This window comes from Burkholderia sp. Bp9099 (assembly GCF_003857805.1).
Taxonomy (GTDB): Bacteria; Pseudomonadota; Gammaproteobacteria; order Burkholderiales; family Burkholderiaceae; genus Burkholderia.
This window is the reverse complement of the sequence record NZ_QTPU01000054.1, coordinates 1-25,167: the sequence shown is the minus strand read 5'-3', so window position 1 is coordinate 25,167 and position 25,167 is coordinate 1. Positions and strand designations below refer to the sequence as shown.

Here is a 25,167-nt window from a genome sequence, read left to right as displayed (position 1 = left end):
CCGCGGCGCCCCGCCCCCGCCCGCCCCCCCCCGCCGCCGCGGGCGCGGCGCGGTGGGCGGTGGGCGGTGGGCGGTGGGCGGTGGGCGACTGGCGACTGGCGACTGGCCGCAATCGTGCGGTGCATCGAGGGGGAATCGACGGTAGCGAGCCGAACGCTACGCGGCGCCGTGGCGACTTCGCGGTGTCGTGCCGGCAGCATCGTTCCGCGTAGCCGGTCAAACCCGCCGGCGAAGCGGAAGGAGGCTGGCCGGCATCACCGGCCAGCGCGGCGCAGCCCGCGAGAATGGGCTTGCGCCGCCAGCGTTACGACTGGACGAAGGCCAGCAGGTCGGCGTTCAGCACATCGGCGTTGACCGTCAGCATCCCGTGCGAATACCCCGGATACGTCTTCAGCGTGCCGTTCTTCAGCAGCTTGACCGACTTCAGCGCCGAATCGGCAATCGGCACGATCTGGTCGTCTTCGCCGTGCAACACGAGCGTCGGCACCGAGATCGACCGCAGGTCTTCGGTCTGGTCCGTTTCCGAGAACGCCTTGATGCCTTCGTAGTGCGCCTTCGCGCTGCCGATCATGCCCTGGCGCCACCAGTTCTGGATCACGCCCGGATGCACCGTCGCGCCCGGCCGGTTGAAGCCGTAGAACGGGCCCGACGGCACGTCGAGGAAGAACTGCGCGCGATTGTCGGCAAGCGCCTTGCGGAAGCCGTCGAAGACCTCGAGCGGCAGGCCTTCCGGGTTCGCATCGGTCTTCAGCATCAGCGGCGGCACCGCGCTGACCAGCACCGCCTTCGCGACGCGGCCTGCCGGCTCGCCGTGGCGGGCCACGTAGCGCGCGACTTCGCCGCCGCCGGTCGAGTGGCCGATATGGACCGCGTTGCGCAGGTCGAGCGCTTCGGCCACCGCGAACGCGTCCGCCGCGTAGTGATCCATGTCGTGGCCGTCGGAAACCTGCGCCGACCGGCCGTGGCCGCGACGATCGTGCGCGACCACGCGATAGCCCTTCTGAACGAAGAACAGCAGCTGGGCATCCCAGTCGTCGGAAGACAGCGGCCAGCCGTGGTGGAACATGATCGGCTGCGCATCCTTCGGGCCCCAGTCCTTGTAGAAGATGTCGACGCTGTCCTTCGTGGTGATGTAAGGCATGGCTTCAGGCTCCTTTGGGGTAGGTGAACGTCACGTGCCGGCCGGCCACCCGGGCGGATGTCGGTGTCGAACTGCGACGCGGCGGCACACCGCGCCGGTCGATGCGGCACCTGAGTGTTGTAGCGGAAAACCGCGACCGTGTCATGAAGCCAATTGCATACCGCCGTGTATCGGTTCTCCGCGGGCAACGACGATGTGTGGCGCGAACGACCATGCCGCGTTCGTCACCGGTCCGGACGGGCACAACCTCGAAGCGGTGTGCTCGCATCCCGAGACTTGACCATTCAACGCAACTAACCGTGCGATTTCGCACGCCCCGACCCTCGTGCCTCAACCGTCCGTCGACACGGTCACCGCCTCCCACGCGCGCATGTCGTCTTCCAGCGCCGACCATTTGGCGCGCACGAGCCGAAGCGCATCGCTGCCGAGCAACAGATGGGCCGGCGGATGGTCCGCCTCGATGACCGCGAGCATGGCACGCGCGGCCTTCGCGGGATCGCCCAACTGACGGCCGCTGTTCTCCTCGCGCGCGTGACGGATCGGCTCGAAGAGCGCGTCGTAATCGGCGATCGAGCGCGGCGTGCGCGTCATCGAACGGCCGGCCCAGTCGGTGCGGAACGAGCCCGGCGCCACGGCGGTCACCGCGATGCCGAACGGCTCGAGCTCCTTGCCGAGCGTCTCGGAAATCCCTTCCAGCGCGAACTTGCTGCCGCAGTAATAGGCAATGCCGGGCATCGTGATGTGGCCGCCCATCGACGTGATGTTCAGGATGCGGCCGCGCCGGCGTGCGCGCATCAACGGCACGACGGCCTTCATCATCGCGACGGCGCCGAATACGTTCACGTCGAACTGTCGGCGCATCTCCGACAGCGGCGACTCCTCCATGATGCCTTCGTGCCCGTAACCGGCGTTGTTCACCAGCACGTCGACGGGCCCGACGCTCGACTCGATCGCCGCGACGACGCCGTCGATGCGCTCGAAGTCGGTCACGTCGAGCACGCGCCCGATGGCCGCATGCGGGGACAGCGCTTCGAACGCCCGCTTCGCCGCTTCGCTTCTCACGGTGCCGACCACCGTATGACCCGCGGCCAGCGCCGCTTGTGCGAGCGCGCGGCCGAAGCCGCTGCTGACGCCGGTGATGAGCATGATAGTGCCGGATGCCATGTGAGCTTCTCCCGAATGTCGATCGAAGCATGCATACTAGTCTGACGATCCACGTAACCTAAGCCCGGTTCCGCTGATTTTCTTGCACAAAACTATGAGCACCGCGCCCTCTTCGTCCCGATCGCCGCGGCTGCCCGCGCGCAGCCGCCAACACCTGATCGCGTTGCTGCATGCATTGGCGCCGGACGAAGGCTACAACCTGACCGCACTGCCGAGCGTGCGCATCCTGCGCTCGAACCGCGCGCTGTCGCGCACGCCGGTGCTGTACGACCCGGGCATCGTGATCGTCTGCCAGGGCAGCAAGCGCGGCTATTTCGGCGGCGAGCGCTACCTGTACGACGAGGCCCACTACCTGGCCGTCTCGGTGCCCGTCCCGTTCAGCATGGAAACCGACGCAACGGCGGCGCACCCGCTGCTCGCGCTGTATCTGCACCTCGATTTCCCGATGGCCGCCGAACTGGCCGCGCAGATCGACCGCGAAGGGATCGCCGAACCCGTGCAGGCGCCGAGAAGCATGATGTCGACGCCGATGGACGACGCGATGCAGGCGACCGTGCTGCGTTTCGTCGAAGCGCTGCACCGGCCGCTCGAAGCGGCGATACTCGGCCGCGGGTTGCTGCGCGAACTGTATTTCCGCGTGCTCACCGGCGCGCAGGGCAGCGCCATGCGCAACGCGCTGGCGATGCGCGGACAGTTCGGCCGGATCGGCCGTTCGCTGCGCCTGATTCATGCCGACTACGCGCAATCGCTCGACGTCGCGCAACTGGCCGCGGAAGCCGGCATGAGCGTGCCGAGCTTCCATAGCCACTTCAAGGCGATCACGCAGGTGTCGCCGATGCAGTACCTGAAGTCGACGCGGTTGCATCAGGCGCGCTTGCTGATGGTGCGCCAGGACCTGACCGCAGAGGCGGCCGGCCATGCGGTCGGTTATGCGAGCCCGTCGCAGTTCAGCCGGGAATTCAAGCGGCTGTTCGGGCTCACGCCCGCGCAGGAGACGAAGCGCATGCGTGCGCAGTTCGCGATTCCGGCGGCGTTCGAGGATGCGGTGTTCGTGTCGTCACACTGAGCGACGCGCCGCGAGCGGCACGCGTGACTCGGCGGGCCCGAGGCCCCGTGCGTGAAACTAGTCGGGACGTGCACACTCTCCGCCCGCGGCATCGCGCACCAGACCCGCCAGCGATTTCAGGATGAACGCGGTCACGCCCCAGATGTCCTGCGTCTGATCCGCCCAGTACCAGGCGCCGGCGCGTTCGCCGTCGCCGTATTGCCGCGGCAGATCGGGATTCAGCAGCGTCGAAAACGGAAACTCGAAGATCGCCTCGACTTCAGCGGGTGCGGCTTCCCATGCGGCTGTTTCCGACACGAAGCCGATCACGGGAAAAATGGCGTGATTGCGCTTTCTCGTTTTATGAATCGGCAGGCTTCCGATCATCCGCACCGCATCGGGCGCGAGGCCGATTTCCTCGAACGCCTCGCGCAGCGCGGTCGCGCCGATGCTGGTGTCCGATTCCGCCGGACGTCCGCCGGGAAAACTCACGTGCGACGAGTATTCGCTGAGCCCCGACGATCGCTTGGTCAGCAGGATCGTCGGATCGCGCCGCGCGACGATCGCGACCAGGACAGCGGAGAATTTCCACGGTCGGTCGTTGTCCGCGAGGTAGAGCTGCGCCGTGGGCCACGGCGTGTCGGCCGGGATCAGCAGGTGTTCCACGCCGCGTGCGAGCGCGTCCAGCATGGTTTGCGGCGAAGCGGTGCCCGCCGATGCGTTCGCGAGTCCACCCCCGGTTTTCAGGTGGCTTCCGTCGGATGCCATGTCTTCCTCCTGCATGCAGGATGCTGCAAGCGTTGAGCGACACTGAACACGACCTGTGTTGCATGGGCACGGCGTCGTTGTGATTGAACCGGACGATTCCGGATTCGCAGGCGGCCGTCTGCTCCGGCGAAAAAATTGGCGCGATCGTTGCGAAAATTCGCGTGGCCGGGCCGAAGCGGAGAACCCTGATGATGCACGAAAATTGAAATGCCGAGCGACGGCGCATCGATCGATGCGCTCGGTCCGGCAGAATGCAGGATCGTGCCGAAGCATCCCGACATCCGGGCGATGCTCGCGCGCCCCGACCAGCACGCCCCTCTCACACGAGATCGAGATGACCCGGCCCATCACGCGCTGCCCGCCGCGTTTCAGGTCGAACAGGGTGAAGCCGTCGGCCGGCCTTGCCTGCTGCGGTTGTCGGTCAGCTCGAACGGTGAAATCAGCGTCGGCGGTCGCGTGGTCGAGCTCGGGCGCGGCGTCATCAACGTCTAGACGCAACGACCTGCGACGCCGGACGCGCGCGCGACACACCGCCATCCATGCGTCGTGCGTGCTGCGGGCCGGCGCGGGAGCGATCGACGGCCGGGGCATCGACGCACGCCAGGCGTCGCCGCGCTTGCCATGCCGCCCGCGTCGCCCGCCCGAGCCGATCGCCGACATCAACGACCCGGCCGCCGATATCGCGCACACGTCGCGCGCCGCCTGCAACGCGTGCTTCGGCACGGCAGCCGTGTAGCCGCTCGTCGAGCGCGCGTAAGGGACGAGCCGCAGCGCTTCCATCGCACGCTCGCGCATCTGGCCGAACCGCTCGCGCGGTTCGCGATCCTCGCGGCTGCACCCGATCGGCTTCGCGAATACGACCGGGCGCGGCAACCGTCATTGCGCCGGGTCTTTCAGCTCGATCAGCAGATCCTTCGCCGCGACTCGCTCGCCCGGCTTCACATGCACGGCCGCGATCTCGCAGTCGCGCTCCGCCGCGATGTGCGTTTCCATCTTCATCGCCTCGAGCGCGATCAGCGTCGTGCCGGCCGACACACGCTGCCCCGGCTGCACGGCGACCGTGACCACCGAGCCCGGCATCGGCGCGGCGACATGCAGCGGATTGGCCGGATCGGCACGCTGCAGGCCATGACGCTCCTTGCCCGCCTGCACGACGCTCTTCTGCTCGACCAGCGCGGAACGCGACTGGCCGTTCAGTTCGAACAGCACCTTCACGATGCCATCCTGCGCGTCGGCGTGCTGACCCTGCAGCGACACGAGCAGCGTCTTGCCCGGCTCGATGTCGATCGCCACTTCTTCCTGCGGCTGCAGCCCGTACAGGAACGCCGGCGTCGGCACGACCGACGTGTCGCTGTAGGCGCGAACGTGCGCGTAATAGTCGACCGTCTGCTTCGGATACGTCAGGTAGGACGCGAGCTGCCGGTCGTCCAGCGGGCGTTCGCACGCGGTCTCGGCCTGCTTGCGTGCCGCGTCGAGGTCGACCGGCGGAAGCTGATCGCCGGGACGATACGGCGCCGGCGGTTCGCTCTTGAGCACCTTGCGCGACAGGTCCGCCGGGAAGCCGTCGGGCGGGAAACCCAGCTCGCCCTTGAACAGCGACACGACCGACTCGGGGAACGCGATGTCCTTGTCCGGATTGCGCACGTCGTCCACGCCGAGGTCGTTCGCGACCATCATCAGCGCCATGTCGCCGACCACCTTCGACGTCGGCGTGACCTTCACGATGTCGCCGAACAGGCGATTGACGTCCGCATACGCACGCGACACCTCGGTCCAGCGATGATCGATGCCGAGCGAGCGCGCCTGCTCGCGCAGGTTCGTGTACTGGCCGCCGGGCATCTCGTGACGGTAGACGTCGGCCGTGCCCGCGCGAATCTCCGATTCGAACGGCGCGTAATAACGGCGCACGCCTTCCCAGTACATCGACGCTTCGTGCAGGCGGTCCTGATCCAGCCCGGGATCGCGTTCGCTGCCGGCCAGCGCCGCCGCGATACTCGACAGGTTCGGCTGCGACGTGAGCCCGCTCATCGCGTCGAGCGCGCCGTCCACCGCGTCGCAGCCCGCACCGACCGCCGCGAGCACCGACGCCGCGGCGATCCCGCTCGTGTCGTGCGTATGGAAATGCACCGGCAGCCCGGTTTCTTCCTTGAGCGCCTTCACGAGTGTCGCGACCGCCTGCGGGCGGCAGATGCCGGCCATGTCCTTGATGCCGAGCACGTGCACGCCGGCCCGCTGCAGCTCGCGCGCGATGCCGACGTAGTACTTGAGGTCGTATTTCGAGCGCGACGTGTCGAACAGGTCGCCGGTGTAGCAGATCGCGCCTTCGCAGAGCATCCCGCTCTCGCCGACCGCATCGATCGCCACGCGCATGTTGCGCACCCAGTTCAGCGAATCGAACACGCGGAACACGTCGACGCCCGCGCTCGCGGCCTGCTGCACGAAGAAGCGCACGACGTTGTCCGCGTAGTTCGTGTAGCCGACCGCGTTCGAGCCGCGCAGCAGCATTTGGAACAGGATGTTCGGCACGCGTTCGCGCAGCAGCGCGAGCCGCTCCCACGGGTCTTCCTTCAGGAAGCGCAGCGCGACGTCGAAGGTCGCGCCGCCCCAGCATTCGAGCGAGAACAGCTGCGACAGCTCGCGTGCGTAGAACGGCGCGATCGGCAGCATGTCGGCCGTGCGCATGCGCGTCGCGAACAGCGACTGGTGCGCATCGCGCATCGTCGTGTCGGTCAGCAGCACCTGCTTCTGGTCGAGCATCCAGCGCGCGAACTTCTCGGGGCCGAGCTCGCGCAGTCGATCGCGCGTGCCGGCCGGAATCGCCACCGCCGTATCGACCTTCGGCAGCACGGGTTTCGGCAGCGGCAATGCCGGCAGCGTGCGGCCGCTCATCTCGGCGTTGCCGTTCACGTTCAGCTCGCCGAGATAGCGCAGCAGCTTCGTCGCGCGATCGCCGCGCTTCGCGAATGCGAGCAGCTCCGGCGTCCTGTCGATGAAGCGCGTCGTCACGTCGCCCGCGATGAAGGCCGGGTGATTGATCACGTTCTCGAGGAACTGCAGGTTCGACGTGACGCCGCGGATCCGGAACTCGCGCAGCGCGCGATCCATCCGGTGGATCGATTCGGCGGCCGTCGGCGCCCAGGTCGTCACCTTGACCAGCAGCGAGTCGTAGTACGGCGTGATCACCGCGCCACCGTAGGCGGTGCCGGCGTCGAGGCGCACGCCGAAGCCCGCCGCGCTGCGATAGGCCGTGAGCCGCCCGTAGTCGGGCAGGAAGTCGTTCTCCGGGTCCTCGGTCGTGATCCGGCATTGCAACGCGTTGCCATTCAGCGGAATCGCCTGCTGCTCCGGCACGCCGGCCGCGCGCGCGACGAGCGTGCCGTCGCCGTCCGTCGCGTCCTCGGCGAGGCCGATCCGGCCGCCTTCGGTGATGCGGATCTGCGCCTTCACGATGTCGATGCCGGTGATCATCTCGGTCACCGTATGCTCGACCTGGATGCGCGGGTTCACCTCGATGAAGTAGAACTGGCCGGTGTCGGCGTCCATCAGGAATTCGACGGTGCCTGCATGCGTATAACCAACCGCGCGCATCAGGCGCAGCGCCGATTCGCACAGCGCCTGCCGGCCCGCGTCGTCGAGATACGGCGCCGGCGCCCGCTCGACCACCTTCTGGTTGCGCCGCTGCACCGTGCAGTCGCGCTCGTACAAATGCACGACCGTGCCGTGCAGGTCGCCGAGCACCTGCACCTCGACGTGCCGCGCATTGCGCACGAGCTTCTCGACGTATACCTCGTCGTTGCCGAACGCGGCCAGCGCCTCCCGGCGCGCGACGGGCAGCAGTGTTTCGAGATCCTGATCGCTTTCCAGCACGCGCATCCCGCGTCCGCCGCCGCCCCAGCTCGCCTTCAGCATCAGCGGATAGCCGACTTGCGCGGCCAGCGCGCGGCATGCGTCGAGATCGTCCGGCAGCGGCGCGGTCGCGGGCATCACGGGCACTCCGGCGGCGATCGCCGCGTTGCGCGCGGCCACCTTGTTGCCGAGCGTGCGCATCACTTCCGGCGACGGGCCGATCCAGCGAATGCCGGCGTCGATCACGGCCTGCGCGAAATCGGGGTTCTCCGACAGGAAGCCGTAGCCGGGATGGATCGCGTCGACCTTAGCCTGCCGCGCGACGCGCAGGATGTCGTCGATGTCGAGATACGCGGCGAGCGGCTTCTTGCCTTCGCCGATCAGGTAGCTCTCGTCCGCCTTGAAGCGATGCAGCGCGAGGCGGTCTTCCTTCGAATACACCGCCACCGTACGCATATTCAGTTCGGCGGCGGCACGCATCACGCGGATCGAGATTTCCGAGCGGTTCGCGATCAGGATGGACTGGATGGGGGTAGGCGTCACGGCGGCCATGGATAGTGAATGGTTGAATTGAGTTCGCCGCCGCGCCGTGCTCCGCCCGCCTGCTTCATTGGGCGGCGTTCGGATCGTCGCGTCGGTCATTCGCGGTTGCATCGTCGCGGCTTTCGCCAGTCGACATGTTCGCCAGATCGCCGGATGGTCGCTATCGACATCGCGACGACGAATAGCATCCAGCCGACCAAACGGAAATAAGGGACCGCTCGCCGGCCGGTCCGGTCGTCGGTCGAAGCACGGCGAGCCCGTGGCACGAACCGCGCTCGCGACAGGATCAATCGCGGTGATCGAACAGCGGTGCGTGATCCATCCAGTCGTAGCCGGCCGTTCCCTTTGCCCACGCCCAGTTCGTATCGCGGCGGCGTTCACCGGACGATTCGCGCGTCGGCGCGGATCGATCTGCTTCCAACGCGCGTTCGCGCGCAACGCGACGCGCATCGTTCCCGGAAACCGTGTTTCGTTTGCCGTAGTCAGTCATTGCATTCACCTTACGATTGAAAAGCGGGTCGCCTCGAACTGTGCGGTTCGTTTCGTCAGGAGAGAACGGTCGGACGAGAGCACATCGAGCATGTCGTCTCGTAAAGGCAAGAAGCAGGCCACATCGAATATCACACGGACGGCGTTGATGGATGGGGCTCGGGCGCGTAGGCCGGCTTCGTACCGGCTCAGATATGGAATCGAAGTTTCAATTCTGAAATCCCGCGAGGCGGGACCGGTCAGCCGAGCGGACCGATGGGCCAGGAGAAGTCAACGTCAATCGGGCCGGCATCGCACACCGCTGAGAAAGGATCCGAAATCGCCCTCCCGACGCGTCTCGCCTCCATCAGATCCCGTGCGCGCTCAACCGCGCGCCGTACCAGCGCGAGAACCGGTCGACGTAAGCCTCGGTGAACGGCGAGAACACGCCCGGCGCATACGCAGGATCCTGGGTGCCCGCGTGCGTGATCTCGACGAGGTGCTTGTCTTGCGTATTCGTCGCGACCCATACCTCGGTCAGATCCGACAGCGTGTAATCGACGCCCTCGACCGCGTCGGCATGGACGAGCCATTTCGTGCGCACGAGCGTCTTGTCCGGTGCGAGCGGGATGATGTACGAAATCACCGCGTGGTCGCTCATCACGTGGGTCCACGAATTGTGCGTCCACAGATGCGTATCGCCGAGATCGCGCCGTTGCAGGTCGCCGAACAGCTTCGTGCTCGCCACCTTCGTGCTGATCGTCTGCGATTCGCCCGCGCCGGCGATCACGAGCTGCTGCGTCCTGAACTGCGTGACGGCATCCTCATCGAGCCATTCGACGGCCGAGCCGAGGAAGCCTTCGCGCGCCCAGTTCGCCTGGCAGCTGGCGTTGCGCGCCTGGTATTCCTCGAACGCCCGAAGCTGTTCGTCCGTGAGGTTTTCCGGGCAGAAGCCAAAATCCTCGGGCAGGAACGACGCGGTCAGCTCGGGATGGGTGCCCGCGCAGTGATAGCACTCGCGGTTGTTCTCGATCACCAGCTTCCAGTTGCCGTGCTCGACGATCTCCTGCTCGAACGCGATCTTTGTATGCCGCAGGTCGTACGGCGCGAAGCGCGGCGCCATCGTGTCCTCGAGCTTCGCGATGTCCTCGGGTGCATCGTCGTCGAGGCACACGAAGATGTGCGTGCCGATGATGCGCGTCTTCACCGGAATCAGGCTGCGGCAGGTCGTGTCGAAATCCTTGCCCATGTGCGTCGCGTGGCGCAGCGTGCCATCGAGGTCGTACGTCCATTGATGATAAGGACACACGAGCATTCCAACGGTCGACTTCCCCGCCTCCTTCATGCGCGCGCCACGGTGACGGCACACGTTCCGGTAGGTTCGGACGTTCTCGTCGTCGTCGCGCACGATGAAGATCGACGACTTGCCGATGTCAACGGTCGACACGTCGCCGGGCTCCGGAACGTCGGCCGTCACGCCAACCAGGATCCAGTGCTTCAGGAAGAAGATCTCGACATCCGTTTCGAAGACGTCCTGACGGCCGAACAGTTCGCCGGGCATCCCGTGGCCCGGTTGGCGACTGCGGATCAGGTCGCCGTGCGTCTTGACTTGCACTTCGGACATCGTCTTTCTCCAATCCCAAGGTTCGTGAAATCGCGCGGCTTCGAATGTTCCGCGTCGATTTCAGTATTGGATCGATGAAAAAGAGCGTCAACGCGCTTTATTTTCGTTCTGGTATTACCTGGGATCATGCGAAGCGGACAGAGCGAAAATCGCCGCGAAAGTCTGCCGGCGCGCCTGCGTCAGTCCTGCCTGACGTCCGCGCGCAGCCATTCGACGAGGCCGTCGATCGCCGGCGTGATCGTCTTCCCGTGCGGCACCAGGATGTAATAGGCGTCCGTCATCTGCAAGGACGCCACCGGCAACCGCACCAGTTCCCCGGCGTCGAGCAGGTCGTGGACGAGCCGCCCCCAGCCGAGCGCGACACCATGACCATAGCGGACGGCATCGATCGCATCGGTATATAAGCTGCAGCGCAGCGCGTAATTCAACCGGTCGGGCCGAAAGCCGGCGGCATGGAACCACGCCTCCCACCCCATCCAGCCCTCGGACGTCGAATCGGACTCCACCAGCGCGACGGCGGCGAGTTCCGCCAGCGATTCCGGCGCGCCGTGCTGCCGCAGCCAGGCCGGCGAGCAGACGGGAAAGACTTCTTCGTCGAACAGGCGGATCGCGGTGCCGTCGGCCCAGCGACCGTTCCCGTAGCGCACCGCGATGTCGATTTCGTTGTGGCGCAGATCGGCGGTAAACATCAGCGTCGCGAGACGAAGCTGCAACTCGGGCTGTGCGGCCTTCAGTGCGGCAAGCCGCGGCAGCAGCCGGAAATGCGAGAACGCGGAGGTCGCCGCGAGGACGAGTTCCTGCCGGATCGGGCCGCTCGTCAGACGGTCGAACACGCCGGCGATCTTCTGCATCGACTCGGCCATCACCCGGTACAGCGCCGCACCCTCGTCGGTCAGTTCGATCGAGCGATGCAGCCGATGGAACAGGCGCGTGCCGAGCAGGTCCTCGAGGAACTTGATCTGCCGGCTCACCGCGGCCTGCGTGACGCCGAGTTCGTGCGCGGCCAGCGTGAAGCTGCCGAGGCGGGCGACCGCCTCGAACTCGACGAGCGCCGTCACGGACGGGATCAGACGGCGATAGCCTTTGGGGGTTGCGGACGCAGGTTTCATCTGACGAACGCGTGGTGCGGGGGCAGCGTGCTATTGACCGATCTCGACCCCGGCATCGAGCCAGCCGCGCATCATCACGCCGACCTCGTCGCCCAGCCACTTCCGGAACAGCCGGTATTCCTCGCGCGGCTGCGCATTCCGGTGCGTGATCAGATAGTGATGGCGATCGCGGAACACCAGCACGTCCTGTACCGGACGCACCAGGGTGCCTTGCTCGATCTGCCGGTGCACGAGGTGATGCCAGCCCAGCAGCGTCCCCTCGCTGGCCTCGGCCTGGGCGACGAGCAACCGGTAGTCGTTGCTTTCCAGATATTTGTTCTCGGTCAGCGTGTCGGTACCGTCGCCTTGCTGGAACCAGTTGCGCCACACGCGCCAATCGACGTGCTCGCACACCTGCGCGCGGCCGAGCATCGACAGGTTCAGGGTCGGGCACGACAGCAGGTCCAGCGGCTTCAGCGACCGGCCGCGAAAATGGCGTTCGTGAAAGGACGGGCTGCAAACCGGATACACGATGTCGTGAAACAGCGGCTCGGCTTCGAACTCGGGCTCGCGCGGCGGGTTCTTCGTGATGATCACATCGGGCTCGATGAGCCCGTCGAGTTCCATGAAGTGTTCGGTGACGATCACGTTCAGCCGGATATCCGGAAACCGCTCGCGAAACGCGGGCAGCCGCGACGACAGCCAGAGCGCCGAGAACGTATGCGACACGCAGATCATCAGCGCGTGCCTGTCGGTGCGGCGCACCGCCTCCGCCGCCTCGGCGATGTTCATGATCGACAGGTACGACGCGTTGTAGAGGACGCGCCCCGCATCCGTCAGCGCGATATGCCGGCCGGTGCGCTCGAACAGAGCGACGTCGAGCGAATCCTCGAGTTCCTTGATCTGCCGGCTGATCGCGGCCTGCGTCACGCACAGCACCTCGGCCGCCTGGGTGAAGCTCTCGTAGCGCGCCGCCGTCACGAAACACCGCAGCGCGCGAAGCGACGGCATCTGCGCGAGGAGTCGGTCTGCAAACAATTGCTTCTTCAACATGGCTTTCACTCTCAAAACGGAGGTCGGACGCAGCGTCAGCGCATTCGTCGACGGCAGTCCCCATCGGCTGCCTGCGAGCAGGCTCATCGCAAGCCTTTCGATTATCTGAATATTACGGCTTGCGAGTCGGCCGGGCGGCGTCGCGATGACGCCATTCTCGCTCGATTGTGCACTGCGTCGCCATTATCGGCGCGATGATGGAGACGGCAAGGCGCGCCGTGGTGCCGCCCATCCGCCCCCGCGCCAGGCCACTGCGCGGCGCGGGGGCGCAGCGCACCATACGTGATGCCGACGCGGCGTAGCGTCGTTCGTTCTGTCGCGCGCCGCGTGCGCCATTCTCGCCGGCCGAGCGGGCGCTGGCCATACTCGCGCGACATGGTGCAGGACAACATCGCAGCCGATCGGCGGCTCGACAAGCCGCCGAAACGGTTTCGCCGCAACCTGCAGCCTGGGCCGCGCGGCCCCGGGGTGCAGCGTGCGCGGCGCGCGCCCCACTTAGTCGAGCTTCAACCAGGTGGTCTTCAACTCGCAATATTGATCGTGTGCGTACACGGACTTGTCGCGGCCGCCGAACCCCGACTGCTTGAAGCCGCCGAACGGCGTCGACAGGTCGCCTTCGCCGAAGCAGTTCACCGTGACCGTCCCCGCACGAATCCGCGCGGCGACCTTGTGCGCGCTGTTCACGTTGTCGGTCCACAGCGACGCGGCCAGCCCGTAGCACGTATCGTTCGCGATCCGCACCGCGTCGTCGACGTCGTCGTATTCGATGAAGCACACGACCGGCCCGAACACCTCGTCGCGCGCGATGCGCATCTCCGGCGTCACCTGATCGAAGATCGTCGGCTCGACGAACCAGCCGCCCGTCTCCGCGAGGATCGCGCGCCCGCCGCATACCACGCGCGCGCCTTCCGCCTTCGCCTGTTCGATATGGCCGAGCACCTTCTCGTAATGCTTCTGTTCGATCAGCGCGCCGAGCTTCACGTCCGGATCGAGCGGATCGCCGGTCTTCCAGCCGGCGAGCACCGCCTGGACCTTCTCCAGCAGTTCCGCCTTGCGGCTCGACGGAACGAGGATCCGCGAGCCGGCGCTGCAGTTCTCGCCCATGTTCCAGAACGCGGCCGCAACTGCCTGCTCGGCCACCGCGTCGAGGTTCGCGACGTCCGGCAGGATGACCTGCGGATTCTTGCCGCCGCACTCGAGCACGACGCGCTTCAGGTTCGTATCGGCCGAGTAGTGCAGGAACCGCTTGCCGGTGGCGGTCGAACCGGTGAACGCGACGAGATCGACGTCCGGATGCCGGCCGATCGCCTCGCCGGCCTCGGCGCCGAACCCCGTGACGACGCTGAACACGCCCGGCGGCACGCCGGCTTCCATCGCGAGATCCGCGATGCGCAGCGTCGACAGCGACGTCTGCTCGGCCGGCTTCACGACCACGCTGTTGCCCACCGACAGCGCGGGGCCGATTTTCCATGCGAGCATCAGCGCCGGGAAATTCCACGGCAGCACCGCGCCGACGACGCCGATCGGCTCGCGCGTGACCATGCTGACGACGCCGGCGCCGGAAGGCGACAACGCGTCGTAGCGCTTGTCCGTCACTTCCGCATGCCAGCGGATGCACGCGGCCGACTCGGGAATGTCGAGCCCCAGGCATTCGCCGATCGGCTTGCCGGCTTCCAGCGCCTCGAGCAGCGCGAGCTCTTCGGCATGCTCGTCGATCAGTTGCGCGACGCGCAGCAGCACCGCCTTGCGGTGCGCGGGCGCGGCCTTCGACCAGACGCCCGATTCGAACGCGTCGCGCGCGGCCGCGACCGCGCGGTCGACGTCGCGTTCGCCGCATCGCGCGACCTCGGCGAGCGCGTTGCCGGAAGCGGGGTTGAGCGTCGCGAACGTCTCACCCGACGCTGCCGCGCTGCGCTGCCCCGCGATGAACGCACGACCGTCGAGCGACAACGCGTTCGCCTTCTGTTTCCAATCCTGATGGGTCGTCATGTCGTTTCCTCAAAAATCAAAGCTCGGCACCAGCCGAGAATTCCTTGGCCCAGATCGTCGCCGACACGGCCAGGTCGACGAGCGGCCGAACCGGCAGCGGACGCGGATGCGGCTGCTTCAGCAACTGCTGCACGAGGCTGTTCGATCCGCCGAGCGCGTATTCGGCGATCAGCTTGCCGGAGGCCGACCCGCGGCTCAGCCCGAGGCCGTTGCAGCCGATCGCCTCGTAGAGGCCGTCGTCGCGCCTGCCGAACAGCGCACCGTTGTTCGAGGACAGGCACAGCGGCCCGCCCCACGTATATTCGAGCTCGACGCCGCCGAGCATCGGGAAGCGGCGCTCGAACGAGCGCTGATGCAGATGCCGCGATTTCGCGAGATCGGCCTGCGACAGCTTCACGTCCGGCCGGAACGCGAAATGGTTGCGCACGCAAATGCGATCGGTGACCAGGCGCCGCACCGTCGTGCCCATCGGATCGGCCGGAATCAGCGCCCACGAGCGCGTGCCGCCGAGTCTCGCCACTTCGTCGGGGTTCATCGGGCGCGTGAGCGACGCGAACGTATAGACCGGCAGCAAACCGTTCGAATGCATGCCGAAGGTCGCCGCGTATGCGTTGGTGCACAGGATCACCTGCTTCGCGACGATCGTGCCGCCGGCGAAATGCAGTACGCGCGTGTCGCCGCGCGGTTCGATCCGCTTCACCGGGCTGAGCTCGAACACCGTCACGTTCGCCGGTTGCGTCGCCGCCAGCCCGCGCATCAGCGCCGCCGGCTGCACGGTGCTGCAGCCCGGCGTGAACAGCGCGCCCGTGTAGAACCCGGTGCCGGTCACGGCCTGGATCGCCGGCTGATCGAGCCATTCGAATGCTTCGCCGATGCGCGACAGCCCGTCGGCGAAATGCGCGAGCGCGGCCGCGCCCTTCCGGTTGACCGACGCGTGGAATTTGCCGTCGTCGCGCCAGTCGCAGTCGATGCCGAAACGCCGCACGATCTCGCGCACATAGTCGATGCCGTGCCGCTGAAACCGCACGTCCGCACGATCCTCGTCGATGCTGCGCGAATAGCTTTCGCTGCTGATGTCGTGCGGCAGGTCGACGAAGAATCCGGAATTGCGCCCGGACGTGGTGCGGCCGATCCGGTCGGCCTCCACGAGCGCGATGGACGCACCGGGTGCCAGCTCCGCCAGCCGGCGCGCGGCACAAAGCCCGGTGATGCCGCCGCCGACGACGACCCAGTCGAACCGGCTGTCCGACTTGACGGCATTGGCGTCCGGTGCGGGCGGAAGGCTCTCCCACCACCCGTTCATCCCGTCCGGCGCCGGAAACCGCGCGAATTCCAGAGTCGAGCCCATGACGGATTACCGGCCGTCGCGCAGAAGCGGCTTGACGAGCTCCGCGAACGCGTCGCGCTCGTCGCCCGACAACGCGCCGAGCGGCGCGCGCGCGACGCCGACCGGCAGCCCGGCCAGCTCGCAGCCGTAGCGCACGTACTGAATGAACTTGCCGCTGCGCTCGAGCAGTTCGAGTACCGGCAGCAGTCGGGCCATCAGCTTGCGACCGGTCGCGAAATCGCCGCGCTTCACGCATGCGTCGAACAGGTCGGTGTGCGCTTCCGGCAGGAAGTTCGATGCGCCGCCGACCCAGCTGCGCGCGCCCCACGCGAAGAACTCGAGCGCCTGATCGTCCATCCCGCAGCTCAGCACGAGCCGGCCGCTGAAATGCGTCGACAGGTGATGCAGATGCGCGATGTCGCCGGTGCTTTCCTTCATCGCGACGAAGTTCTTGCGCTCGAGCAGCGTCTCGAGAATGTCGTCGCCGATTTCGGTGCCCGTGCGGGCCGGGAAGTTATACAGCATGATCGGCATGTCGAGCGCGTCGTCGACCGCGAGCAGGTGCGCGAGCAGTTCCTGCTGGGTCGGCTGCGCATAGTACGGCGCCGCCACGAGCAACGCGTTCAGCCCCGCGCGCTTCGCTTCACGGCCGAGGCGCAGCACCTCCTTCGTCGTGGTCGCGTTGATGCCCGCGGTCAGGAACGTCTTGCCGCCGGCCGCGGCGGCGACCGTGTCGAACGTGCGCACGCGCTCGTCGAAGCTCAATGCGTAGTATTCGCCCGTCGTCCCGCCGATGCCCAGGCCGGATACCCGGCCCGCAAGATCGGCCGCATGCCGGCCCAGCAGTTCGTGGTTGATTTCGCCGTCCGCGTCGAACGGGGTGACCAGCGGAGTGTGTACGCCCTCGAAGCTCATTTTCGATTCCTCAATCAAGTGGTTGCACCAGGTTCCCGCCCGTCAGGCAGGAAACCGGCAATTCGACACAACGTCGTCGGTACGTCGCTGCATACGCGCAGCGACGCCGATCGATTCACTACGTGATCCGAACGATGTTCGAGGTTCAGACCGATTCCCGGATCAGGCGAACGCCTCCGCGTGCGCGTAGACGGGAAACTGGCTGCACAGGTCGCGCACGCGGGTCCGTACCGACCGCTCGACCGCTTCGTCGCCGTTCGGATCGCGCACGAGCGCAGCCATCACTGCCAGGATCATTTCGCCGATCTGCTCGAACTGCGCGGTTCCGAAGCCGCGCGTGGTGCCGGCCGGCGTACCGAGCCGGATGCCGGACGTGACGGTCGGGTTTTCCGTATCGAACGGAACCCCGTTCTTGTTGCAGGTGATGCCCGCGCGCTCCAGCGCCTTCTCGGCCTGCGCGCCGGTGATGCGCCGGGCGCGCAGGTCGACCAGCAGCAGGTGGTTGTCGGTACCGCCCGTGACGAGCGTCAGGCCGCCGGCCGTCAGCACGCGCGCGAGCGCCTGCGCGTTGCGCAACATCCGGTCGATATAGCGGGTGAATTCCGGCCGAAGCGCTTCCGCAAAGGCCACTGCCTTGCCGGCGACGACATGCATCAGCGGCCCGCCCTGCAACCCCGGAAACACCGCCGAATCGATCTGCTTCGCGACCTCGGCGTGGTTCGTCAGGATGAAGCCGCCGCGCGGGCCGCGCAGCGTCTTGTGCGTGGTGGACGTCACCACGTCGGCGAACGGCACCGGATTTTGATGCCGACCGGCCGCGACGATGCCCGCGATGTGCGCCATGTCGACCATCAGCTTCGCATCGACGCTGTCGGCGATCTCGCGAAACGCGGCGAAGTCGAGCGCGCGCGGATACGCGGAGTAACCGGCGATGATCAGCTTCGGGCGATGCCGCTCGGCGAGCCGGCGCACGTCGTCGTAATCGATGCGCAGCGTGTCGCGGTTCACGCCGTACTGCACCGCGTTGAACCACTTCCCCGACAGCGCGGGCCGCGCGCCGTGCGTAAGGTGGCCGCCCGCATCGAGCGACATGCCCATCACCGTGTCGCCCGGCTTGACGAGCGCGAGCATCACCGCGCCGTTGGCCTGCGCGCCCGAATGCGGCTGGACGTTGGCGTGGCTCGCGTCGAACAGCGCGCACGCGCGATCGATTGCGAGCGCCTCGATCCGGTCGACATGGTCGCAACCGCCGTAGTACCGCCGCGACGGATAGCCTTCCGCGTACTTGTTCGTCAGCACGGTGCCCTGTGCTTCCAGCACCGCCGCCGACGCGATGTTTTCAGATGCGATCAGTTCGATCTGGGTTTGCTGGCGACGCAGCTCCAGCGCGATCTCCGACGCGATCACCGGATCCCGGCTCTGAAGCGTTTCGGAAAAAAAGCGGGCGTTCTCGTTCACTTGCTGACTCCGCGACGCGATTCGTGACATGCTGCATGGACTGCGCGTACCGCACATCGCGAGGCCGGCGCCATCGTTGCGGCTCCGCCCATCGGCTTCGGGCGATACGCCCCGCCGGTTCGCGCGGACGACGCCGATCGCATCGTCTGCGCCACCGGGGCGCAGCTTTACTGCTGCAGCCAGGCCTTGAGCTTCTCTGGGTGTGCATCGACGAACTTCTTCGCGGCGCTCGCGTAGTCGTTCGTGCTGTTCCCCTCGAACTCGATCGCCTCGACATCGGCCAGCGTCAGCTTCAGGTGCTTGAAGAACACGTCGGCGCGCGGGAACTTGCCCGCGAACTTCTTCGACGCGAACGCATGAATCTGCTCTTCGCCGCCCAGCGTGCCCTTCGGATCCTTCAGGTAACGCATCTGCCACTTCTGGAACAGCCAGTGCGGGCTCCAGACCGTTGCGACGATCCACTGCTTCGACTGGTACGCACGCGACACGCTCGCCAGCATGCCGGCCTCGCTCGACGCCTGAAGGTTGTAGCCGTCCAGGTTGTACGCCTTGATGGTCTTCTCGGATGCCTGCATCAGGCCGCCGCCCGGCTCGATGCCCTGGATCGTGCCGTTCAGCTTGCTCTTGACTTCCGGCTTGCTCAGGTCGGCGATCGACGACAGCTCCGATTCCGGAATGTAGGTTGGCACCGCCCAGCCGTTCTTGCCGCCGGTGTAGATGATGCCGACGTCGTCCAGGTCGTTCTTGTACTTCGCGTAGTAGGTCCCGTGCGTGACCGGCAGCCAGCCCCCGACCATGATGTCGAGATCGCCACGCGCGACACCCTGGTACTGGATGCCGATGTCGGCCTGGACGAACTGCACCGGTTGCTTCAGTTGCGTCTCGAGCACGTACTTCGCGACGTTCGCCACCGCGAGCACGTCCGCCCAGTTGGTCACCGCGATCTTGACCGGCTCGGCCGCCGATGCCGCGCCCACACCTGCACTGCAGGCCACCACCGTCGATACCGCAAGTTTCGCCAGAAGCGACTTGAACGTATGGGTATTCATCTAGTACTCCTTTTTAATCACGCGAGTCTTTCAAGGGTGAGGAACGCCTTCGATCGGCGTTTCCGGTCTCCACGCACTGCTACACCGGTTCCGCCGCGGCACCGTGGCCGCGACGCTTCATCGTCCTTCAAATGCCTTCGACCGCCCTGTTCGTCAGGTGCGTGCCGCGCCACGCGGGCCGGCCTTGCCGGCGCGCACGATCGGCTTCTTCGCCTTCTTCTTCGCCTTCACGCCGAAGCTTTCCGTCAGGCGATCCAGTACGATCGCGAGCAGCACGACGCCCAGCCCGCCTTCGAAACCGATCCCGATGTCGAGACGCTGAATGCCGCTCAGCACGTATTCGCCGAGGCCGCCCGCGCCGATCATCGACGCAACCACCACCATCGACAGCGCCATCATGATCGTCTGGTTCACGCCGGCCATGATCGACGGCAGCGCGTTCGGCAACTGGATCTTCCACAGCAGCTGCCAGTCGGTGCTGCCGAACGAGCGGCCGGCTTCGATCAGTTCCTCGCGGACCTGCCGGATGCCGAGCGTCGTCAGCCGCACGACGGGCGGCATCGCGAACACGATCGTCGCGATCACCGCCGGCACGCGTCCGAGCCCGAACAGGATCACGGCCGGGATCAGGTACACGAACGCGGGCATCGTCTGCATGAAGTCGAGCAGCGAGCGCAGGATCATGCCGATCCGGTTGTTGCGCGCGCCCCAGATCCCCAGCGGGACGCCGATCACGAGGCTGAAGAAGGTCGCCGCGGTAACGAGCGCGAGCGTCGATACCGTCTGTGCCCACAAGCCCATGTAATGGATGACGAGCAGCGCGAGGCCGACGAAGATCGAGAACACGATGCCGCGGCGCCACAGCGCGAGCCCCACCATGATCACGACCATCGCGATGAACGGCACGGCGGCGAGACCGTCTTCGAGCAGCTTCACGACCGCGCCGAGCCCCGCCGAAAACGTGTCGAAACCGCCGCGGAAATGCAGAAACAGAAAGTTGACGAAGTCTTCCGCGAACTTCCCGATCACCGACGCGTTCATGCTGCCCTCCGTTGCATCATCTGCTTGAGTATCGTCCGGCAGGACACGACGCCCGCCAGTTGTCCCGCCGCGTCCGTCACCGGCACGTCGTGCTGCCGGGTCAGCGCGATCGACGCGAGCCGATGCAGATCCGTATCGATCGACACCGCATGGAAGTCGGGCAGGAATGCCTCGCGAATCGGCCGGACACCGGACCGGTGCAGTGTGGCGGCCGTCACGCAGCCGAGGTAATGGCCGGCCTCGTCGCACACGTAGCCGCATTCCGCGCCGCTGTCGATCAACCGGTTCAGGTAGCGGTCGGACGACGTGCCCGCGTCGCACTGAATCAGCCCGCGCTCGATCTTCGTCAGCAGGCTCGACGCCTTCAGGAAGCGCGACACGTCGACGTTGCGGAAGAAGTCCTGCACGTAGGCGTCCGCCGGTGTCTGGATCAGTTCGGCCGGCGTGCCGACCTGGATCAGGCAGCCGTCCTTCATGATGCCGATGCGGCCGCCGATCTTCACCGCCTCCTCGATATCGTGGGAGATGAACACGATCGTGCGCTGCTCTTCCTTCTGCAGGCGCAGCAGCTCGTTCTGCATTTCGAAGCGGATCAGCGGATCGAGCGCGGAGAATGCCTCGTCCATCAGCAGGACCGACGGGTTCACCGCGAGTGCGCGGGCAAGGCCCACGCGCTGCTGCATGCCGCCGGACAACTCGCTCGGCAGCAGCTTCTCGTACGACCCGAGCCCGACGCGCTCCAGCGCGGCACGCGCGACCTCGTAGCGCTGCGCCTTCTTGATTCCCGCGACCTCGAGCCCGTACGCGATGTTGTCGAGCACGGTCCGGTTCGGCAGCAGCGCGAACGACTGGAACACCATCGCCATCTTCCGGCGTCGAACGTCGCGCAATTCCGGCGTCGACATCGGCGCGATGTCGCGGCCTTCGAGCACCACCTGCCCGGACGTCGGCTCGATCAGCCGGTTGAGCAGACGTACCAGCGTCGATTTACCCGAGCCCGACAGCCCCATGATCACGAAGATCTCGCCGGCCCGCACGCTCAGGCTCACGTCGTCGACCGCCACCATGTTGCCGGTTTCGGCGAAGATCTCGTTGCGCCCGACGCCGCGCTTCATCAGCTCGATCGCACGCTCGGGCTTCGGACCGAAGATCTTCGACAGGTGCTTGACGGTCAGGATGTCGGTTCCGGTCGCGATGCTCGACCGGGCGATCGACGGCGCACCGTCGGTGGAGATTGCTCCGGGGGGAAGTACGTCGCCCGGTGCAAACGTCAGATTTGGGGCCATTCTGTCATCCCGACTAACTGGTAACGGAAACCGCGAACTCCGCACGTGTCGCCATCGATTGCCGGCTTGCTGCCAGGGCTCGATGCCGCGCTCGCGTGGTTGACGGCGCTGATTCAGTGACTGCAGCGTATCAATCCAATTTCGTCGCTCCAGATACATTTTCTGTGCGCTTTTCCATACCTTTGGTAATGCATCGAATGCGGGCAAAAAGGCATGACTGCCCCGAAACCGTGCGAATGACGTGAAAACCAGTGCCGGTGCGGCTGTGCGGGATTGGACGAGAATTGCGCCGAGGCGGCGTGCGTGGCGTGCGCAGGGGTGCGCTAGGGGAAAATCCCGACGAGGGGACTTAAGGGAAACTACCAGGAAGACGCGCATTCGACGGCGCACATGGCCGTCGGGCCGGCTCTCGGCAGGGCGGCCCGGCAGATGCTCGCGATGTTCAAGCGTCCCTTGCCGCGGGACCTCGCGGCGCTCGACGCGTAAGCGCACCGCGCAAAGCACGCGGCCGCCCGAAGGCGGCCGCGCGAAGAGGCACTGATGCGCCGCCTACTTGCTGTAGTCGTACACCCCCCGCCCCGTCTTGCGCCCCAGCCGCCCTGCCGACACCATCTCGCGCAGCAGCGGGCACGCACGATACTTCGTGTCGCCGAAGTCCTTCAGGAACACGTCCATCACCGCGAGACACACGTCGAGCCCGACGAGGTCGGCCAGCGCGAGCGGCCCGATCGGATGGTTCGCGCCGAGCTTCATCCCCGCGTCGATCTCCTCGGCCGACGCGATGCCTTCGGCCAGCACGAAGAACGCTTCGTTGATCATCGGCACGAGGATCCGGTTCACGACGAAGCCCGGCGCGTTGCGCACGCCGATCGGCGACTTGTCGAAACGCTCGGTCAGCGCGCGCACCGCCGACGCGGTCGCGTCGCTCGTCTGCAGCCCGCGGATGATCTCGACGAGCGGCATCAGCGGCACCGGGTTGAAGAAGTGCATGCCGACGAAGCGCGACGGATCGGCGAGCAGCGCCGCGAGCGACGTGATCGAGATCGACGACGTGTTGGTCGCGATGATCGCGTCAGGCCGCGCGACCGACTCGATCTGCTTCAGGATGCGGCTCTTCAGCTCGACGTTCTCGGTCGCGGCTTCGATCACGATGTCGACCGCGGCGAGCTTCGCGTAGTCGGTCGACGTCGTGATGCGCGCGAGCGCGGCGTCGCGTGCGCCGGCGTCGAGCTTGTCCTTCGACACGAGCCGCTCGAGGCTGCCCTTCAGGGCGGCGACGCCCTTGTCGAGCGCCGCGTCGCTGACGTCGATCATCACGACGTTGAGTCCTGCAACGGCCGCGGTTTGCGCAATGCCGTTGCCCATGGTTCCGGCGCCCACGACGCCGACGGTTTCGATTGCCATGACGATTCCTGTGTATTCGGGTGCTGAGCGGTCGATTATCAGATGTTCTCGAAGATCGCCGCAATCCCCTGGCCGCCGCCGATACACATCGTCACGAGCGCGTAACGCCCGCCGATGCGCTTCAGCTCGTACAGCGCCTTGACCGTGATCAATGCGCCGGTCGCGCCGATCGGGTGACCGAGCGAAATGCCCGAGCCGTTCGGGTTGACCTTGGCCGGATCGAGACCAAGCTCCTGCGTGACCGCGCACGCCTGCGCGGCGAACGCCTCGTTCGCCTCGATCACGTCGAGATCGGTGATCTTCAGGCCCGCGCGCTCGAGCGCCTTCTGCGTGGCCGGCACCGGGCCGATGCCCATGTACGCCGGATCGACGCCCGCATGCGCGTACGCGACGAGACGCGCGAGCGGCTTCACGCCCTGCGCGCGCGCGGCATCCGCGCTCATCATCAGCACCGCGGCGGCCGCATCGTTGATCCCCGACGCGTTGCCGGCCGTCACCGTGCCGTCCTCCTTCACGAACACCGGCTTCAGCTTCGTGAAGTCGTCCGGGCCGGCGTCGTGACGCACGTGCTCGTCGGTGTCGAACGCGACCTCGCCCTTCTTCGTGCGGATCGAGATCGGCAGGATCTGGTCCTTGAAGCGGCCTTCGGCGATCGCGCGCGCCGCGCGACGATGCGATTCGAGCGCGAGCGCATCCTGCGCATCACGCGAAATGCCGTACTTTTTGGCGACGTTCTCCGCGGTCACGCCCATGTGGATCGTCTGGAACGGGTCGTGCAGCGCGCCGAGCATCATGTCGACGAGCTTTGCGTCGCCCATGCGCTGGCCGAAGCGCGCGGCCGGCACCGTGTACGGCGCGCGGCTCATGTTCTCCGAGCCGCCGCCGATCGCGACGTCGGCGTCGCCGAGCATGATCGTCTGCGCGGCCGACACGATCGCCTGCAGGCCGGAGCCGCACAGGCGGTTCACGGTGAGCGCCGGCGTGTGCTGCGCGACGCCGCCGTTGATCGCCGCGACGCGCGCGAGATACATGTCCTTCGGCTCGGTGTTCACGACGTGGCCGAACACGACATGCCCGACCGCATCGCCCGGCACGTTCGCGCGCGACAGCACTTCGCTCACGACCTTCGCGCCGAGATCGGTCGGCGAGAAATCCTTCAGGCTCCCGCCGAAATCGCCGATCGCGGTACGGACACCGCTCACCACCACGACTTCTTTCGCTGCATTGCTCATCGTCTCACTCCGGTTCGTTCGCGCCCGCGGGCGCGGGGATGCGTTGCGTTACATGTTCGGATAATTCGGCCCGCCGCCGCCTTCCGGCGTGACCCACACGATGTTCTGCGTCGGGTCCTTGATGTCGCAGGTCTTGCAGTGCACGCAGTTCTGCGCGTTGATCTGCAAGCGATCTTCGTTGCTGTCGTTCTTGACGAACTCGTAGACGCCGGCCGGACAGAAGCGCGCTTCCGGCCCCGCGTAGGTGCGCAGGTTCACGTTCACCGGCACGTTCACGTCCTTCAGCGTCAGGTGCGCCGGCTGGTGTTCCTCGTGGTTCGTATTCGAGATGAACACCGACGACAACCGGTCGAACGTCAGCTTGCCGTCCGGCTTCGGGTACTCGATCGGCGTGCATTGCGACGCCGGCTTCAGCATCTCGTGGTCCGCATGCTTGTGGTGCAGCGTCCACGGCACGTTGCCGCCCATCACCTTCTGTTCCAGCCCGACCATCAGCGTGCCGAGGTACAGGCCCTTCGCCATCCACTGCTTGAAGTTGCGTGCGCGGTACAGCTCCGTGTACAGCCACGATTGCTTGAACGCATCCGGATACGCGTTGAGCTCGTCCGACTGGCGACCGGCCTGCAACGCGTCGAACGCGGCGTCGGCGGCCAGCATGCCGGTCTTGATCGCCGCGTGGCTGCCCTTGATCCGCGATGCGTTCAGGAAGCCCGCGTCGTCGCCGAT

19 protein-coding genes and 1 pseudogene are annotated in these 25,167 nt (G+C 66.5%); 2 read left to right on the top strand and 18 right to left on the bottom strand.

The features are described from left to right. Positions 1–304 precede the first annotated feature (304 nt). Entirely contained in the window at positions 305–1,141 is an 837-nt protein-coding gene (locus DIE17_RS35755) for an alpha/beta fold hydrolase (protein WP_044848485.1), read from the bottom strand. A gap of 330 nt (positions 1,142–1,471) precedes the next feature. Then, positions 1,472–2,305 (bottom strand): oxidoreductase, encoded by an 834-nt coding sequence (locus tag DIE17_RS35750; protein WP_124523973.1) that lies wholly within the window; start codon positions 2,303–2,305, stop codon positions 1,472–1,474. 94 nt (positions 2,306–2,399) lie between these two features. On the opposite strand from DIE17_RS35750, the gene DIE17_RS35745 reads away from it, so the two are divergent. Then, positions 2,400–3,371, top strand: coding sequence for an AraC family transcriptional regulator (locus DIE17_RS35745; RefSeq protein ID WP_124521628.1), 972 nt, complete (start codon positions 2,400–2,402; stop codon positions 3,369–3,371). 57 nt (positions 3,372–3,428) lie between these two features. Here DIE17_RS35745 and DIE17_RS35740 read toward each other — a convergent pair whose 3' ends face one another. After that, on the bottom strand, positions 3,429–4,040 hold the full coding sequence (locus DIE17_RS35740) for an NUDIX hydrolase (RefSeq protein WP_260426336.1): 612 nt from the start codon (positions 4,038–4,040) through the stop codon (positions 3,429–3,431). Between the two features lie 420 nt (positions 4,041–4,460). On the opposite strand from DIE17_RS35740, the pseudogene DIE17_RS38235 reads away from it, so the two are divergent. Then, a pseudogene (locus tag DIE17_RS38235) lies at positions 4,461–4,610 on the top strand (phenazine biosynthesis protein PhzC/PhzF); the annotation flags it as partial. 384 nt (positions 4,611–4,994) lie between these two features. On the opposite strand, the gene DIE17_RS35730 reads toward DIE17_RS38235, so the two are convergent. The 15 genes from DIE17_RS35730 to DIE17_RS35665 all read right to left on the bottom strand — a co-directional run. Further along, complete coding sequence (locus DIE17_RS35730) at positions 4,995–8,516, bottom strand: pyruvate carboxylase (RefSeq protein WP_124523974.1); 3,522 nt, start codon at positions 8,514–8,516, stop codon at positions 4,995–4,997. A gap of 277 nt (positions 8,517–8,793) precedes the next feature. Further along, entirely contained in the window at positions 8,794–8,928 is a 135-nt protein-coding gene (locus DIE17_RS38230) for a hypothetical protein (protein WP_260426335.1), read from the bottom strand. A 414-nt stretch (positions 8,929–9,342) separates the two neighbouring features. Further along, positions 9,343–10,599, bottom strand: coding sequence for an aromatic ring-hydroxylating oxygenase subunit alpha (locus DIE17_RS35725; protein WP_124523976.1), 1,257 nt, complete (start codon positions 10,597–10,599; stop codon positions 9,343–9,345). A gap of 179 nt (positions 10,600–10,778) precedes the next feature. Beyond that, positions 10,779–11,708 carry a LysR substrate-binding domain-containing protein gene (locus DIE17_RS35720; protein WP_124523977.1) on the bottom strand — a complete coding sequence of 310 codons (930 nt, stop codon included), beginning with the start codon at positions 11,706–11,708 and terminating at the stop codon, positions 10,779–10,781. 30 nt (positions 11,709–11,738) lie between these two features. Next, positions 11,739–12,740 carry a LysR substrate-binding domain-containing protein gene (locus DIE17_RS35715; RefSeq protein WP_124523982.1) on the bottom strand — a complete coding sequence of 334 codons (1,002 nt, stop codon included), beginning with the start codon at positions 12,738–12,740 and terminating at the stop codon, positions 11,739–11,741. Positions 12,741–13,235: 495 nt separating this feature from the next. After that, positions 13,236–14,729, bottom strand: coding sequence for an aldehyde dehydrogenase (locus DIE17_RS35710; RefSeq protein WP_124523978.1), 1,494 nt, complete (start codon positions 14,727–14,729; stop codon positions 13,236–13,238). A gap of 16 nt (positions 14,730–14,745) precedes the next feature. Next, positions 14,746–16,077, bottom strand: a complete 1,332-nt coding sequence (locus DIE17_RS35705; protein ID WP_124523979.1) for an FAD-binding oxidoreductase — start codon at positions 16,075–16,077, stop codon at positions 14,746–14,748. 6 nt (positions 16,078–16,083) lie between these two features. Further along, the gene (locus DIE17_RS35700) at positions 16,084–16,971 is read right to left on the bottom strand and encodes a dihydrodipicolinate synthase family protein (protein ID WP_124523980.1); all 888 of its coding nucleotides are present in this window, start codon (positions 16,969–16,971) and stop codon (positions 16,084–16,086) included. A gap of 162 nt (positions 16,972–17,133) precedes the next feature. After that, positions 17,134–18,459, bottom strand: coding sequence for a serine hydroxymethyltransferase (gene glyA, locus DIE17_RS35695; protein WP_260426334.1), 1,326 nt, complete (start codon positions 18,457–18,459; stop codon positions 17,134–17,136). Between the two features lie 137 nt (positions 18,460–18,596). Continuing rightward, the gene (locus tag DIE17_RS35690) at positions 18,597–19,478 is read right to left on the bottom strand and encodes a glycine betaine ABC transporter substrate-binding protein (protein WP_124521615.1); all 882 of its coding nucleotides are present in this window, start codon (positions 19,476–19,478) and stop codon (positions 18,597–18,599) included. A gap of 153 nt (positions 19,479–19,631) precedes the next feature. Next, complete coding sequence (locus DIE17_RS35685) at positions 19,632–20,519, bottom strand: proline/glycine betaine ABC transporter permease (protein WP_124521614.1); 888 nt, start codon at positions 20,517–20,519, stop codon at positions 19,632–19,634. Then, a complete protein-coding gene (locus DIE17_RS35680; RefSeq protein WP_044848468.1) occupies positions 20,516–21,805 on the bottom strand; it encodes a glycine betaine/L-proline ABC transporter ATP-binding protein in 1,290 nt (429 codons plus the stop codon). The genes DIE17_RS35685 and DIE17_RS35680 overlap by 4 nt, the downstream gene beginning before the upstream one ends. A gap of 549 nt (positions 21,806–22,354) precedes the next feature. Further along, positions 22,355–23,209 (bottom strand): 3-hydroxybutyryl-CoA dehydrogenase, encoded by an 855-nt coding sequence (locus DIE17_RS35675; protein ID WP_124485735.1) that lies wholly within the window; start codon positions 23,207–23,209, stop codon positions 22,355–22,357. A 38-nt stretch (positions 23,210–23,247) separates the two neighbouring features. After that, positions 23,248–24,441: a beta-ketothiolase BktB gene (bktB, locus tag DIE17_RS35670; RefSeq protein WP_044848466.1), complete on the bottom strand. Its 1,194-nt coding sequence runs from the start codon at positions 24,439–24,441 to the stop codon at positions 23,248–23,250. Positions 24,442–24,489: 48 nt separating this feature from the next. Continuing rightward, a partial coding sequence (locus DIE17_RS35665; protein WP_185735424.1) for a 4Fe-4S dicluster domain-containing protein occupies positions 24,490–25,167 on the bottom strand: 678 nt, incomplete at its 5' end.